General features: G+C 47.9%; 12 protein-coding genes. 8 read left to right on the forward strand and 4 right to left on the reverse strand.

Annotation, left to right across the window (positions count from 1 at the left end):
* Window positions 1-152 precede the first annotated feature (152 nt).
* Entirely contained in the window at window positions 153-713 is a 561-nt protein-coding gene (locus NYE29_RS22030) for a hypothetical protein (protein ID WP_340897469.1), read from the reverse strand.
* Between the two features lie 326 nt (window positions 714-1039).
* A complete protein-coding gene (locus NYE29_RS22035) occupies window positions 1040-1387 on the reverse strand; it encodes a type II toxin-antitoxin system HicB family antitoxin (RefSeq protein ID WP_340897470.1) in 348 nt (115 codons plus the stop codon).
* 369 nt (window positions 1388-1756) lie between these two features.
* Between NYE29_RS22035 and leuC the strand changes: the two genes are divergently transcribed.
* The 8 genes from leuC (at window position 1757) to NYE29_RS22075 (ending at window position 12322) form a co-directional block, all read left to right on the forward strand.
* The gene (gene leuC, locus NYE29_RS22040) at window positions 1757-3181 is read left to right on the forward strand and encodes a 3-isopropylmalate dehydratase large subunit (RefSeq protein ID WP_340897471.1); all 1425 of its coding nucleotides are present in this window, start codon (window positions 1757-1759) and stop codon (window positions 3179-3181) included.
* A 30-nt stretch (window positions 3182-3211) separates the two neighbouring features.
* Window positions 3212-3814: a 3-isopropylmalate dehydratase small subunit gene (leuD, locus tag NYE29_RS22045; protein ID WP_038594353.1), complete on the forward strand. Its 603-nt coding sequence runs from the start codon at window positions 3212-3214 to the stop codon at window positions 3812-3814.
* A 227-nt stretch (window positions 3815-4041) separates the two neighbouring features.
* Window positions 4042-5616 (forward strand): N-acetylmuramoyl-L-alanine amidase family protein, encoded by a 1575-nt coding sequence (locus tag NYE29_RS22050; protein ID WP_340897474.1) that lies wholly within the window; start codon window positions 4042-4044, stop codon window positions 5614-5616.
* Between the two features lie 163 nt (window positions 5617-5779).
* Window positions 5780-7216 carry an N-acetylmuramoyl-L-alanine amidase family protein gene (locus tag NYE29_RS22055; protein ID WP_340897476.1) on the forward strand — a complete coding sequence of 479 codons (1437 nt, stop codon included), beginning with the start codon at window positions 5780-5782 and terminating at the stop codon, window positions 7214-7216.
* A gap of 113 nt (window positions 7217-7329) precedes the next feature.
* A complete protein-coding gene (locus NYE29_RS22060) occupies window positions 7330-7998 on the forward strand; it encodes a GerMN domain-containing protein (RefSeq protein WP_340897477.1) in 669 nt (222 codons plus the stop codon).
* Between the two features lie 53 nt (window positions 7999-8051).
* Entirely contained in the window at window positions 8052-11174 is a 3123-nt protein-coding gene (locus NYE29_RS22065) for an S-layer homology domain-containing protein (protein WP_340897479.1), read from the forward strand.
* A 168-nt stretch (window positions 11175-11342) separates the two neighbouring features.
* Window positions 11343-12053: an endonuclease III gene (nth, locus tag NYE29_RS22070; RefSeq protein ID WP_038600229.1), complete on the forward strand. Its 711-nt coding sequence runs from the start codon at window positions 11343-11345 to the stop codon at window positions 12051-12053.
* Window positions 12054-12055: 2 nt separating this feature from the next.
* Complete coding sequence (locus NYE29_RS22075) at window positions 12056-12322, forward strand: hypothetical protein (protein ID WP_038594340.1); 267 nt, start codon at window positions 12056-12058, stop codon at window positions 12320-12322.
* Window positions 12323-12410: 88 nt separating this feature from the next.
* Here NYE29_RS22075 and NYE29_RS22080 read toward each other — a convergent pair whose 3' ends face one another.
* Entirely contained in the window at window positions 12411-12962 is a 552-nt protein-coding gene (locus tag NYE29_RS22080) for a DUF2812 domain-containing protein (RefSeq protein WP_076109799.1), read from the reverse strand.
* Entirely contained in the window at window positions 12949-13302 is a 354-nt protein-coding gene (locus NYE29_RS22085; protein ID WP_076109798.1) for a PadR family transcriptional regulator, read from the reverse strand. The genes NYE29_RS22080 and NYE29_RS22085 overlap by 14 nt, the downstream gene beginning before the upstream one ends.
* Window positions 13303-13603 lie beyond the last annotated feature (301 nt).

The raw sequence follows: 13603 nt of genomic DNA on the forward strand, positions 1-13603 counted from the left end.
ATAGGTCACCTAATGGATTATGGCGGGTGGGTGGAGGGGTATTCCCCAGAGACAATCAAGATTGCCGGCAGTTGGTTTATGTGTGAACGATTTGAATTTAGAGCATATATAAAATAACCCGCCGGGCTTAAACCTGACGGGTTTGTTTTTATTTATTCTGCTGCTGTGTACTCACTTACTTCATAGGTAAGTATTTTATCAAATACTACATAGTCTTTACGCTTTTTAAAGGGGCCTTTGTTGTTGCTATGTTTATCAATTGCATGCATCCAAGGGCCTCTACCTGCATCACGGGCATCGTACCAGGTTAAGAATGTATCTACTTCAGCAATTGGTAGGTCGTATTCTTTTTCTGTTCCATTCACCAGAGTGATGGTAAGGATAGCCCGATCTCCTGTAGGCTGCTCTGGAGTTGCTGTGGGCTTAGGAGTTGTTGTTGGTTTTGGAGTCACGATTGGCGTAGGTGTTGCTGTTGGAACTGGCGTGCTCGTAGCTGTAGCTGTTGGTTCAGTTGTTGAGGTTGCCGTAGGAGTTGGGCTAGGCGTCACCGTTGCTGTTGGAGCAGGTGTAGCTGTTGGTGTTGCAGATGGCGTAGGCTCCACAGTAGGAGTTGGTGTAGCAGAGTATACCTCGGCAGTATAAATCAAAGCCTGTCCACTTCCCTCAACCCTTATCTTAGCTACGTTTTCAATAGGTTTATTTAATATTATCATGTTCCCTTTCCTTGTATTTCCTCCTGTATAACCATAACCCACTAGCAACTTCCAATCCGAAGATCCTTGAAGTTGGTAATATAGATATGCACAGGCCCCATAGCTGTCTAATTGAGCATCGAGAATATAACTTGAAATGGTAAATACTGGTCTACAAATAACATAACATATATATAGGTAAGCTAAAAAATGGCGAGCTCGTAGCGGGTTCCCGCGACGGATTCCCGAAAATCCGGGAGTCCGTTTCGGCTGGTACCCATCCAGCCCTCATCAGGCGGTCCAGCAAATCACCCTATAGGATAGGTGGGTTCGCAAGAAATGCCTGATCAAACGTGTTGTTTGTCAATTCCTAAAGCATCTTTCAAACCGCTTTGTAAAACTTGGGAGAAGTTCAAGCCAGCAGCATCCCGAAATGGTGGCATGAAGACTTCTACATAGACGATCCTATCCCCTGAGTCTTCCAGGGTGATTTGTTCCGGCTTTGAGGGATTGGGAAGAGGTGTACCGGATTCCTCCAACTCTTGGGCGAGGAAAGCCAACAATTCCTTTGCCCGTGCCAGACCTTCTGTCAATTCAATTGCCGTTACTGCCGTTCCCGGAAAGTCAGGGAAGTACATACTTAAATTCGTTTCTGTCTGCGCGACAACAACCGGATAAACGTAATCTGTCTTCACAAGTTCACGCTCCTTTTACATTTTTAGGGGAGGGGATAGAGGAAACCCGGGGTTAAAACTCAACCATGGAAGTCCGCTCCATATTCTTTAAAGTACCTTTGGTAACCACATCTCGGCTGCTATGTAGGCTGATGTCTACATACAGGGTAGGGTCCTCCTTGTGTATCCAGCGTTGATGGCTGGAATTACTTAAGCCCTTATGTAACAAGGGGTATACCAACTCACCTCATCACAGCTTATAGACGCAGCCTATCAGTTCTATAGAAATCATATCTTGGAATTATAAACGGGGCGATGTTATATTTAGATCATTCAAGAGAGACTCCACACTCTCTTCCAATGAACGATTCTACTATATGAGGTGAAGACATGAGCAAGAAGACAATGTTTGAGAAAATTTGGGAAAATCACGTAATCCATCAAGAGGAAGGTAAGCCTAGCATTATTTATATTGATCTGCATCTGGTGCACGAAGTTACCTCTCCACAGGCCTTCGAAGGTCTCCGTCTCAGCGGACGCCAAGTCCGCCGTCCCGGCCTTACTTTTGCTACCATGGACCATAACGTTCCTACTAAAGACCGTTACAACATTACAGATCCGATCTCCAAACAGCAGATTGACACGCTGTCGCAGAATTGCCGTGATTTCGGAGTCAGATTGTTCGACCTGAACGATATCGATCAGGGTGTCGTACATGTTATGGGCCCGGAAATCGGCCTGACACATCCCGGCAAAACCATAGTCTGCGGCGACAGCCACACTTCCACGCACGGAGCATTCGGCGCACTGGCTTTCGGTATTGGCACAAGTGAAGTTGAGCATGTTCTGGCTACCCAGTGCTTGCAGCAATCCAAAGCCAAAACGATGGAAGTCCGCTTCATCGGCAAACGTAATCCTGGAGTGACTGCCAAGGATATGATTCTCGGTGTCATTGCCAAATACGGCACTGATTTTGCAACAGGCTATGTTATTGAATACACAGGTGAATCCATCCGTGAGCTGTCGATGGAGGAACGCATGACCGTCTGCAATATGTCGATCGAAGGCGGGGCAAGAGCGGGTCTGATTGCTCCTGATGAAACTACCTTTAACTACCTGCGTGATCGCCAATATGTCCCTCAGGGTACCGCTTATGATGCTGCCGTTGAAACTTGGAAAGGCCTTGTAAGCGATGAAGGTGCAGAATATGACACTATTGTTGAGTTTGATGTGGAATCTTTGATTCCGCAAGTGACCTGGGGAACTAGCCCGGGCATGGGCACAGACATCAATTCCAGTGTGCCGAACCCGGCTGATTTCTCGACTGAAAATGAACGTAAAGCCGCTGAAAAAGCGCTTGAATATATGGATCTGGCACCAGGTACACCTATTTCGGAAATTCCGATTGATTATGTCTTTATCGGTTCCTGCACGAATGGCCGGATTGAGGATTTGCGTGCTGCTGCCGAGGTAGCCAAAGGTCACAAGGTATCCGACAAGGTTACGGCAATTGTTGTTCCGGGCTCCGGACGCGTGAAGCTGCAGGCGGAGAAGGAAGGACTTGATGTAGTGTTTACGGAAGCTGGTTTTGAATGGCGCGAAGCAGGCTGCAGCATGTGCCTTGCGATGAACCCGGATGTACTTCAGCCTGGACAACGCTGTGCATCGACCTCGAACCGCAACTTTGAAGGACGCCAGGGACGCGGCGGACGCACGCATCTCGTATCCCCGGCAATGGCCGCGGCTGCTGCAATCAAGGGACGTTTCACCGACGTCCGCGACTGGAACTACAAGACGGAAGCCGTCAATTCATAGAAATCGTAGAGAGAGCGGGAGGATACAACAATGGAAGCTTTTAAGAAATTAACAGGAATCGTTGCCCCGGTTGACCGGGTAAATGTAGATACGGATGCTATTATTCCGAAGCAGTTTTTGAAACGGATTGAACGGACTGGATTTGGACAATTTCTTTTTTACGAATGGCGTTTTGACGAAGCGGGCAATGACAATGCCGCTTTTGAGATGAACAAACCGCGCTATAAAGGCGCATCTGTATTGATTTCGCGGGCCAACTTCGGCTGCGGCTCCTCCCGGGAGCATGCGCCGTGGGCGATTATGGACTATGGCTTCAAAGTAGTGATTGCCCCATCTTATGCCGATATTTTTTACAACAACTGCTTCAAGAACGGGATTCTTCCGATCAAGCTGTCGGAATCGCAGGTCGATGAGCTGTTCAGCCGTACGGCAGCCCATGAAGGCTACAACCTGACGGTTGACCTTGAGAACAACACGCTTAACGATGAATACGGACTGTTGATCAGCTTTGAGCTGGATGAGCACCGCCGCCAGTTCCTGCTGCAGGGGCTCGATGATATCGGGCTGACACTTCAGCATGCGGATGAAATCGCCGCCTATGAGGAGCGCCACGCGGCAAAGCTGTTTTCGTAAGCGATGTAAGGCGAACGTTGGGTCATAGGGAAAACGGAGCTTTTTTCCTGAAGAATACGTAATCTTTACAAATTTTACACAAAACTTCTATTTCCGGGTGTCGGAAATAGAAGTTTTTTTGCTATAATCGATATATTCATTGCCGCAGAAGGCAACTTTTGGAGATTTCTGTCGTCTTAATCTTATCTATGTATCTATCATTTACCAGAAGGAGAGGAAAAGAAAGGATGAGAAGAGCCGGACAACGGGTGTTATTATTGCTGCTGCTGCCACTGTTACTGCTATCATTCGCCGGCCATGAAGCTGCCGCCGCCGGAAGCGGGACAGGCAAGATTATTATGGATAATCAGGAGCTGACAATGCCCAAAGGCGCCAAAATTGAATATGTCGATGGAAGCGTTATGATTCCTATTCGGGTAGTTGTGGAGAATCTGGGGTTCAAAGTCGACTGGGAGCCGAAGTCGCGTAAAGTAACCGTTCAACAGGATGGCAGAAGCGTTCTGCTGGCCGTAGGAAGCAAAACGGCTGAAGCCGATGGAACTACACTAGCTCTAAATGCGGCACCCAAGCAGAATAATGGAACTGTACTAGTGCCTATCCGATTTGTAAGTGAGCAATTTGGTCTTATAGTTGGCTGGGACAACAGCGACAAAACTGTCTATTTAAGCGGCGGTTCTACAAGTGGTACGGATATTTCTGTAACTCCAGCGCCGTCCGCCAGTTCAACACCGGTGCCCGCATTGAGTCCAAGTCCGACCCCTGTCCCGAATGAAACTGGATCAGAGGGAGAGATCGTGACAGGAACCGCAGGCCCAACACCAACGCCGATCCCCGGCAGCGGCGGTACGATAGTCACGTCGCCTCAGATCATGGGAGCAGTGTTCAGCGAAAATCGTTTGATCGTTTCCGCCACGGGTGGAGCCAAGCCTACTGTTACCAAGATGAGCGGTCCTGACCGGATTGTGGTTGATTTCCCCAATACCTCGTTTGCAGCGGATTTCGTTGGCAGTCTGCCTGGCACAGCCCCTAACGGCAGTCCGCAAGGTAAGCTGGATGTTACCGGTTACCCATTGATTTCGGAAGTCCGTTATGCGCTGTTCAGTTCTAATCCCTCTACCGTAAGGTTCGTTATTCAAACGATCGGAACACAGCCATATCAGGTAAGTGCTGACGACAGCACCGGACTGGTTACAATTGATTTAAATGTAGTGGCTAATGGAGGCAGTACTACCGTAGGACCGGGAATCACAGGCAAACCGGTTGTCGTTCTCGACGCGGGACACGGCGGTAAACAATCTGGAGCGGTAAGCCTGACAGGGAAGCTGGAGAAAAATTTCAATCTCTCAGTTGTGAATAAGGTTGGAGCACTGCTTCTGCAGGAAGGTCTGGTCGACGTGGTGTTTACGCGTACGGATGACAGCACACTCGGTCTGCAGGATCGAGTCGTAATTGCTGAAGCAAATAAAGCGAACCTGTTTATTTCAGTGCATGGAAACTCGCTGGAGCTCACTTATCCCAACAGGGAAAAGATCAATGGCAGTGAGACTTACTATTCCCGTACTGAAAGTCTGCCGCTCGCCCAGGTTCTCCACAAGCATCTGGTCGCGGGAACAGGCTTCAAGGACAACGGAATCAGGAGCAAAAGTCTGCATGTTACAAGAGAAACTACAATGCCGGCAGTGCTGCTGGAGGTAGGTTATCTTACCAATCAGGGGAATGAGGCGGGCATGTATGATGGCCAGTTTCAAGACAGGCTGGCTAGGGAAATCGTAGCCGGAATTAAGGAGTATTTGGGATTATAGATATAGAATCTTGTTAATAGGGCTCTGAATTACTAGCTTTTTAATGGGATTTATTCGCAACTTTTAGCGGATACCAGCGTCTAATCAATGTCGAGGGTTGTCAATGGCGAGATCATCATGAACGCCGTTCTCTGGCGGAATACTAGATTCTTAGAGGTGAAGAATGAAGAAATTTGCTTTTACGCTGTTGCTGCTGCTCTTTGTACTGGTATTGCCGGAGCATGGACATGCTGCTGCCGGGAATAAGATCTATCTGGATGGCCAGGAGCTGACAGCAGGGCAGGATGCGCCGGTCGAAAATGTAAAGAACTCAGTTATGGTGCCGCTAAGAATGATCGCCGAAAACCTTGGCTATAAGGTGGATTGGGATCAGAAGAGCAAGACAGTTACAATTGAACAGCAGGGCAAGACGATCAAGCTGATCGTGGATCAAACGGCGGCTTCCGTTGATGACAAAACCGTGATTCTCACGGCGGCGCCAGTAGCGCGCGCAGGTACTACACTCGTACCGATCCGGTTTGTCAGCGAGCAGTTTGGCCTTACTGTCACCTGGGATAACGCCCAGAAGACTGTAAACATTATTACCCCGGAAACTGGCGGTAATAACACCGGTTCAGAGGGAAGTTCTGGTGACGGTGGATCAACCGTCGTTGTTCCTCCGGCAGAGTCGACAAGCGGCCTGACAATGGTTAATGGCATCAGCTTCAGCCAGAACCGTCTGACCATTGCAATGGATGGAAGCTCCGCGCCGAATATAACGAAGATGACAGGGCCGGACCGGATTGTAGTCGACCTGCCAAATGCCACGTTCTCGGATGTGTTCGGAAGTGGACAAGAACTTGACCCCAACCTGAATGGCAAACTTGCTGTAACGGATTACCCGGATGTATCAGGTGTACGTTATTCTTTGTACAGTACAAGCCCTTATACCGTCCGCTTTGTAATTGATTTGAACACTTCCAAGAACTATAGTCTTGAAGTATCAGGTGATGCCTCTAAGCTGGTTGTGGTTGATCTGAATGCGCAAAGCACGGAAGATACGACGACACAGCCCGGCAATAACGGCCGGAAGCTGGTGGTGCTGGATGCCGGCCATGGCGCCAAGGATTCCGGAGCTGTAGGGGTTACCGGTAAATATGAAAAGAATTTTAATTTGGCCGTTGTTCTTAAAGCAGCAGCGCTGCTGAAACAGGAGAATAAAATCGATGTGGTGCTTACTCGCAGCGATGATACGTTCCTGGAATTAAAAGACCGTGCGGGTATGGCCAATAAGCTTAAGGCTGATCTGTTTATTTCCGTCCATGCGAACAGCAGTGGTTCATCGGCTGCAAGTGGAACAGAAACATATTATCAGCGGGAAGCGAGCAAGGAACTGGCGAAAGTGATGCATAAGTATCTTGTCAAGGCGACCGGGCTTAGCGACCGTGGTGTAAGATATGGCAATTTCCACGTCATTCGTGAGACGACAATGCCTGCTGTACTACTAGAAGTAGGTTACTTAAGCAATAAAGGCGATGAATCGCTGTTGTTCTCGGAAACATTGCAGAACAATGTGGCAGCATCCATGGTCAGCGGTATCAAGGAATATCTGGGAATGTAACAGCAGACTTAGCGGCAGATGAGAGCTGCAAAGCCAGCTTTCGGCCTGATCTGCAGGCGAAAGAGGCTTTGCAGTTCTGTCTGCCCGTATTCATCTAGAGGGGGTAAATGTTGATGAACAAAAAACTGACATATGCAGGGGTTGCGGCACTTCTTCTACTGGTGATATCAGGCTGCGGAGACAAGCCGGCTGCAGCACCGGCTGATGAAGCGGGACAAAATTCCCCTGCAGTCGTTAGCGGAGCCGAAGGAAATAACGGAAATGGAGACAGCAAGAGTGACAGCAACAGCAATGCAGGAGGGCTCAACACACCCGCCACTGCCGAGCCGGTCAGCACCGATGCTCCTGTTGCAACGGACAAGCCTGTTGAAGTTGACAAACAAAGCCAGAGCATTTCCACGTACTACACGGATTCGCAGCAGATGGAGCTTGTGAAGGCTGCTGCAAAGATAAGCTTCGCGAACGATACGGAGAAATATACTGAAGCATTCAAAACGCTGCAAAACAGCGATAAGGCGGATATGATCCCGTTATGGAGCGGTATTGAGCTTAAATCACTTAAATTTACGGATGGACAGGTTGTGATGGACATCCATAAACCGGCTGAGGCTCAACTGGGCGCTGGCGGTGAATCCATGGCCATCAGTGCACTGGCCCAACTCTTCTTCCAGTTCGAAGAAGTGAAAAGCGTTGAGCTTCTGGTTGATGGTGAGCAAGTGGAAAGTCTAATGGGGCATGTGGATTTAGAGCATCCAATAACCCGGGAGAACAGCGCATTATAAACGTCTCACAGGAATTTTGGAAATGTTTGCCGAATTACTAATATACCATTTACATGAAGCATAGAGAGGGGAATAACCTATTGTCCGGTCATAAAAGATCCAATCACTCTATTAAAGCTTATTCCACCAAAGCGGCATCTGCTGTTCTGGCCGGCGCTATGGTGCTTGGCAGTGCAGGGGCTGCATTCGCTGAGAGCGCAGCTACTGCTGCCCCTAAAGCTACGACTGCGCCTGCAGCAACAGCTACACCAAAAGCTACGGCAACGCCTGTAGCAACAGCAACACCGAAAGCTACGGCAACGCCTGCAGCAACAGCAACAGCAACACCGAAAGCTACGGCAACGCCTGCAGCAACAGCAACACCGAAAGCTACGGCAACGCCTGCAGCAACAGCAACACCGAAAGCTACGGCAACGCCTGCAGCAACAGCAACACCAAAAGCTACGGCAACGCCTGCAGCAACAGCAATACCAAAAGCTACGGCAACGCCTGCAGCAACAGCTACGCCAAAAGCTACAGCAACACCTGCAGCAACAGCTACGCCAGCAGCTACAACTGCACCTACAGCTACGCCACCTGCAGCTGCACCAGGATTGTTCAGCGATGTAAAAACAGGCTTCTGGGCAGAAAAACATATCTATAAGCTGGCAGCGCAAGGTCTTGTTGTCGGAAATAACGGATTATTCCGTGCGGGTGACTCTGTTACCCAGCAGGAAGCTGTGCTGATCGCACTTCGCTTCATGAAGCTTGAGGACAAAGTAAATACCGGCACTGACGTAGTGCTTCCGACTAATTTCCAGGTGTCCAATTATTTCAAGCCGTTTGTTGTGCTGGCTTTCCAGCAGGGCCTTCTGGACAAGACGGTTGAAATGTCGGCGGATAATCTAAAGACATCCTGGGGTGACCGCAAGGCATCACGTGAATGGATTGCCGAATTGCTGGTCCGTGCTCTTGGCAAAAACTCCGAAGCGGCCGCAGTATCAGGCAAGCCGACTAGCTTCGCTGATGATGCCAAGGTTTCGGCGAATAAGCGGGGTTACGTGAACACTGCCGTGGAATTGGGACTGGCCAATGGTCTTGACGGCAACCGCTTTGATCCACAAGGAGCGGTAACCCGTGCACAAGTGGCAACTTTCTTCAGCCGCGCAGAAGCATTTAACACTATAGGGTATGACAACACAGTCAAAGGGAGCATCAGTGCCTTGAAGGACGGGAAAATGACCGTTTACAGCAACGGTTCACCGTCTGTCTTCAATTTGACTCCCGTAACTGCATACTACACTAGTACGGCGGACACAAGAATCAGTCTGAATGATGTTCAGCCGTATACCAAAGTAACCGTTATTGGTGCAACCTATAATGCAGCTTATGTTGAGGTGACAGATCCTGCCCAGCAGGTGGTAAGTGTCGAAGGGAACTTTGCCAAGATCACTCCAAGTACGATTTGGCTTGATTCTGCTACGGGATATGACCAGTACAGCTATGATACCGATACTTCTTTTGTAGATGTAAATGGAAGCACGATTAGTTCCGGAGCAATTACCGCAAACAGTAAAGTTACCTTGCTGCGTGAAACTTTCACAGGAACTAATAAGGTGGTAAAGGTTCAGGTGACCTCGGGCGTTGTGAACAAAACGACTACAGGGACAATTCAAAGTGTGGATCAGGCAGCAAAAAGCATCACGTTCAAAAATGCTTCCGGAATTGCGGAAACGTTCAAGTGGGAAGACGGGGTTACGCTGTTCAGTTCGCAAAACGCAGTTCTGCTGCCAGCCGACCTGAAGACCGGAGCCGCTGTGAAATATACGATAAATAGCAATGTCATCCGTTCGGTGGAAGTGACTTCGGGCACGGAGCGAACGGTAGAGGGATCGATTTATGAGCTTACAAGCTCAAGCATTATTTATAAAAAGTCTGACGGTGCGCGCGAAGTGAAGCTGTTGGCTACATCGCCGGCGCCGACAATTGTGATACCTAACGTTGCTAACCCGGTAATCGGTGATCTGCTTGCCGATGCGACCAGTGGAGACAATGTTCAGATTACCCTCAACAGCTCTGATCAGGTGACAAAGATTGAAGTGCTGAACCGCCAGCTGGATGAATTTATCGGTGCGACTGTAATTGCTTTTAATAGCAAGACAAAGCTGCTGACAGTTATGGACGGAAAAAGTAAAGCACATCTGGTACAGATTGATGACAAGACAAAACTTGCTTTTGACGAGGGCATTACCACATCATTGACTACTATGGGGATATATCTCTACGAAGGGCGCAGGGTGGATGTAAAAGCTGTCGGCCAGCGGGCCCTTTCGGTAGAAACCAGCACCAAATATACAGGAACCCTGTCCGAGATTAATACAACAACCAGAACGATTGTTCTAAAGCTCGCAGGGGGGCAAACTCTTACCCTGGGTTATCCACAGGTAATAGATATTCTTGGACGTACATCTTCTGCCATCACAGATATACCTCTTAACTCATCGGTAACCGCAGTGCTTACGAGCAATCAGGATGTCATCTCAGTGCTTAAAGTGAACTCATCAGTACAAGTTGAAATCACTACCCTTAATGCACCAATGAATAAGCTGGGTGTGAAATGGTCCGGAGGAACGCTTGAACTGAATACTTTGACTTTAGCAATGACCAATGAAGCAGGGCAAACCCTGAAAATTGGCGACTTGAAGGTCGGTGATTATGTGAATCTGACCGTAAGCGGCAGCACTCCAGTATCACTTCAGTACATCAAGCAGAATACTGGTGTTGTGTCGTCAGTAGATGCAGCTGCGGGTTCGTTCGTACTTAAGGATTATGCAGGCACCTCCCAGACGTTTGCAGTCAGCGGTGGCGTAAAAATTATCCGTGACGGTGTCACTACGACAGGTCTTGGCAGTCTTACTACAGCTGACCGGGTGGATGTCCGCAAAGATGCTGACGGATCAGCGATCGTCACTGTACTGAAGCAGCTTAGCCGCTCGGTTTCGCGCTACGACAGCCTAAATAACCAGATCGTAACCAAACGATCTTCTCTGAGCGATACGAATTATCAGTTCGCGATCACTTCGAGTGTATATATTCACCAGGGTGACACGACTTTATCCGTGCAATCTCTCAAAGAAAATGATAATATTATATTGTATTTCAAAAACGATGTCTTAGTTGAAGTCGTGAAACAATAGTGGCAATGGTGATTTTCCGTGAGAAACACCGTCTTGATCCAGGAGATTGTCTGGATCAAGACGTTTTTTTTGAAATATAAGCGGTTATACTTGTTTATATTTCTATACATCAGAGAAGATACGCTCGTCTGGTTTGTTGAGTGTAAATACTCCGTGGAGGGGACGCCGGTGAAAGTTGCAGAGGTCCGCCACATTCTGGATACGATTCGAGACATGTTTCCTGATGCGCATTGCGAACTGAATCACAGCAACGCTTTTGAGCTAACCATTGCGGTGCTGCTGTCAGCCCAATGTACGGACGCAACAGTGAACAAAGTGACCGAGGACCTGTTCCAAAAGTACAAAACCCCTCTTGACTATATTTCCGTGCCGCTGGAGGAATTGGAGAGGGATATCCGGCGTATCGGCTTGTATCGCAATAAGGCTAAGCATATTCAAAGCCTTTGTTCTATTCTCATAGAGCAATATGGCGGAGAAGTGCCACAGGCTCATGACTTGCTGGTAACATTGCCCGGGGTCGGCCGCAAGACCGCGAATGTCGTTGTGTCCAACGCTTTTGGCGTACCTGCGATTGCTGTGGATACCCATGTGGAACGGGTATCCAAGCGGCTCGCACTTGCGGGCTGGAAGGATTCCGTACTGGAAGTGGAGAAGAAGCTGATGAAGGCGGTGCCGCGTGAGGAATGGACACTTACACATCATCGACTGATCTTTTTTGGCCGCTATCACTGCAAAGCCCAGAATCCAAGTTGTCAGGTTTGCCCGCTCTTGGATGTATGCCGTGAGGGCAAGAAACGTATGAAAACAGCTGTAATCAGGAAAGATAATGATGTTTTAAAGGCAAGTAAAAAGTTAGAGATGAAGAAGAGGATGGGATAGAGATGAAATGCATTTCTGTATATACCAATAATTTTGAAGCTTTTTCCGATATTTTTGACCGAGTAGTGGAAAGTCCGTTGGAAGAAAATGAAGAGCAGGAAGTAGAAGGCATCACGATCAGCCATTCTGGCGATGTGCCTGAGCATTACCTGGAACGGATGTCCCAGAAGCCTGAAGTGGTTGTTATGAGAGACAAATCCCGTGGTCTGACCATTCTGCAGCACGGTAAAGTATTCGAAATTCTGCTTCCGGTACTGGAAACAGCGTAATAGGATTTACACACAAAGAGTCGGCCTTGGGGCCGGCTCTTTGTTCGTAGTGCGTTATTGAGAACGCGGGCATCTTTATGGAATGGTCTTAAGAGGAGAACTTCCTTAAACGCAAGGAGTATGCAATATAGACCATGGTGGAAGGTACGAATGCCATGACGCACAACACTAAGACTACGAGAGATGAGTACTCCAGAAGTGAACTGTTCCATACCTTTGTAGACAGGGACCTTAAAGCAATGCTTCCTAAGGTCAGCAACAGTGTTATGAAAGCTGATGTTTTGCTGCTTCGGGCAACCTTGGTATATTTGTCATATATAGTCGCTCGGTCAGTATGGATGGGAACAGTTCCCGGTTCTGCCGAGAAGATATGGAAGTCTCCGGCGGAGCAGACATAAGTCCAGCCGCTGTCCGCAAAAATATTATGGTACTCTGCCTCCTCTTCCTTTGGCAATTCACGTATATCCAGACAGTAAATCTGCTTATGCGGCGTTCCCCTGCGGATTACGTAACCAATTAAAGAGAAATGATCCAGGAACCAGCCTTTTTCTGATAGTGTGCTTAATTTGTCCATATCTGCTTCCTCGCTAATAGCGAGACCTTTCCATATCACATAACGTGTTTGTTTATCCTTCTTCATCAGATGATCCCTCCTTCGCAGTTTGTATTGCGGCATTCCCGTGTGCAGCCATTCTAAGTCTCCGTTCGATTTCAGCTGTAATAAGTAGCTCCCCACTCTGAGTAATCTGATAAGTCTTCCGCCGGTCATCGTCGTCCTCATTCAATAGGATGTAGCCTGATTTCTGCATTTTCTTGATTAAGGTGTAAAGTGTTGCGGGCCCGATTTTGACTTCTCCGGTCGTCAGTTCTTCGATATATTTCATGATCGCATAGCCGTGTTTCGGAGAGAGTAAGGCAAGCAGGATGTAGTAAGCCGAATCAGTCAACTGTTCGGTCTGCAGGGAATTTGCTCTGGACATTGGCGCACCTCCATTTTCTAAATTAATAGGTATATCTGATTTGGATATATCCATTATTGATATATCCGATATGGATATAATAATTCCATAATATTGCATTGTCAAGTCATGGATGCATAATTTTCCGTCAACTGAATTTTGTAAAGGTTTATAGGGGATTTTGTAATTCGTGAATATTTGATTTGTGGCAAACTGGTGATAAAATGTAATTATTCTAGTTATGTCATTTATTTTTACGTTAAGATATATTTATTTTAGATATCGCTTTATGAAGGGTACGTACATAGACTTCAAACAAAGT

This window comes from Paenibacillus sp. FSL M7-1046 (genome assembly GCF_038007405.1).
Taxonomy (GTDB): Bacteria; Bacillota; Bacilli; order Paenibacillales; family Paenibacillaceae; genus Paenibacillus_AQ.

What these genes read in the sequence shown, in the direction of transcription:
- leuD (WP_038594353.1), top strand. Translation starts at nt 3,212, where the DNA reads ATGGAAGCTTTTAAGAAATTAACAGGAATCGTTGCCCCGGTTGACCGG.
- NYE29_RS22055 (WP_340897476.1), top strand. Translation starts at nt 5,780, where the DNA reads ATGAAGAAATTTGCTTTTACGCTGTTGCTGCTGCTCTTTGTACTGGTA.
- NYE29_RS22080 (WP_076109799.1), bottom strand. Translation starts at nt 12,962, where the DNA reads ATGAAGAAGGATAAACAAACACGTTATGTGATATGGAAAGGTCTCGCT.
- NYE29_RS22050 (WP_340897474.1), top strand. Translation starts at nt 4,042, where the DNA reads ATGAGAAGAGCCGGACAACGGGTGTTATTATTGCTGCTGCTGCCACTG.
- NYE29_RS22030 (WP_340897469.1), bottom strand. Translation starts at nt 713, where the DNA reads ATGATAATATTAAATAAACCTATTGAAAACGTAGCTAAGATAAGGGTT.
- NYE29_RS22075 (WP_038594340.1), top strand. Translation starts at nt 12,056, where the DNA reads ATGAAATGCATTTCTGTATATACCAATAATTTTGAAGCTTTTTCCGAT.
- NYE29_RS22060 (WP_340897477.1), top strand. Translation starts at nt 7,330, where the DNA reads ATGAACAAAAAACTGACATATGCAGGGGTTGCGGCACTTCTTCTACTG.
- NYE29_RS22085 (WP_076109798.1), bottom strand. Translation starts at nt 13,302, where the DNA reads ATGTCCAGAGCAAATTCCCTGCAGACCGAACAGTTGACTGATTCGGCT.
- NYE29_RS22065 (WP_340897479.1), top strand. Translation starts at nt 8,052, where the DNA reads ATGAAGCATAGAGAGGGGAATAACCTATTGTCCGGTCATAAAAGATCC.
- leuC (WP_340897471.1), top strand. Translation starts at nt 1,757, where the DNA reads ATGAGCAAGAAGACAATGTTTGAGAAAATTTGGGAAAATCACGTAATC.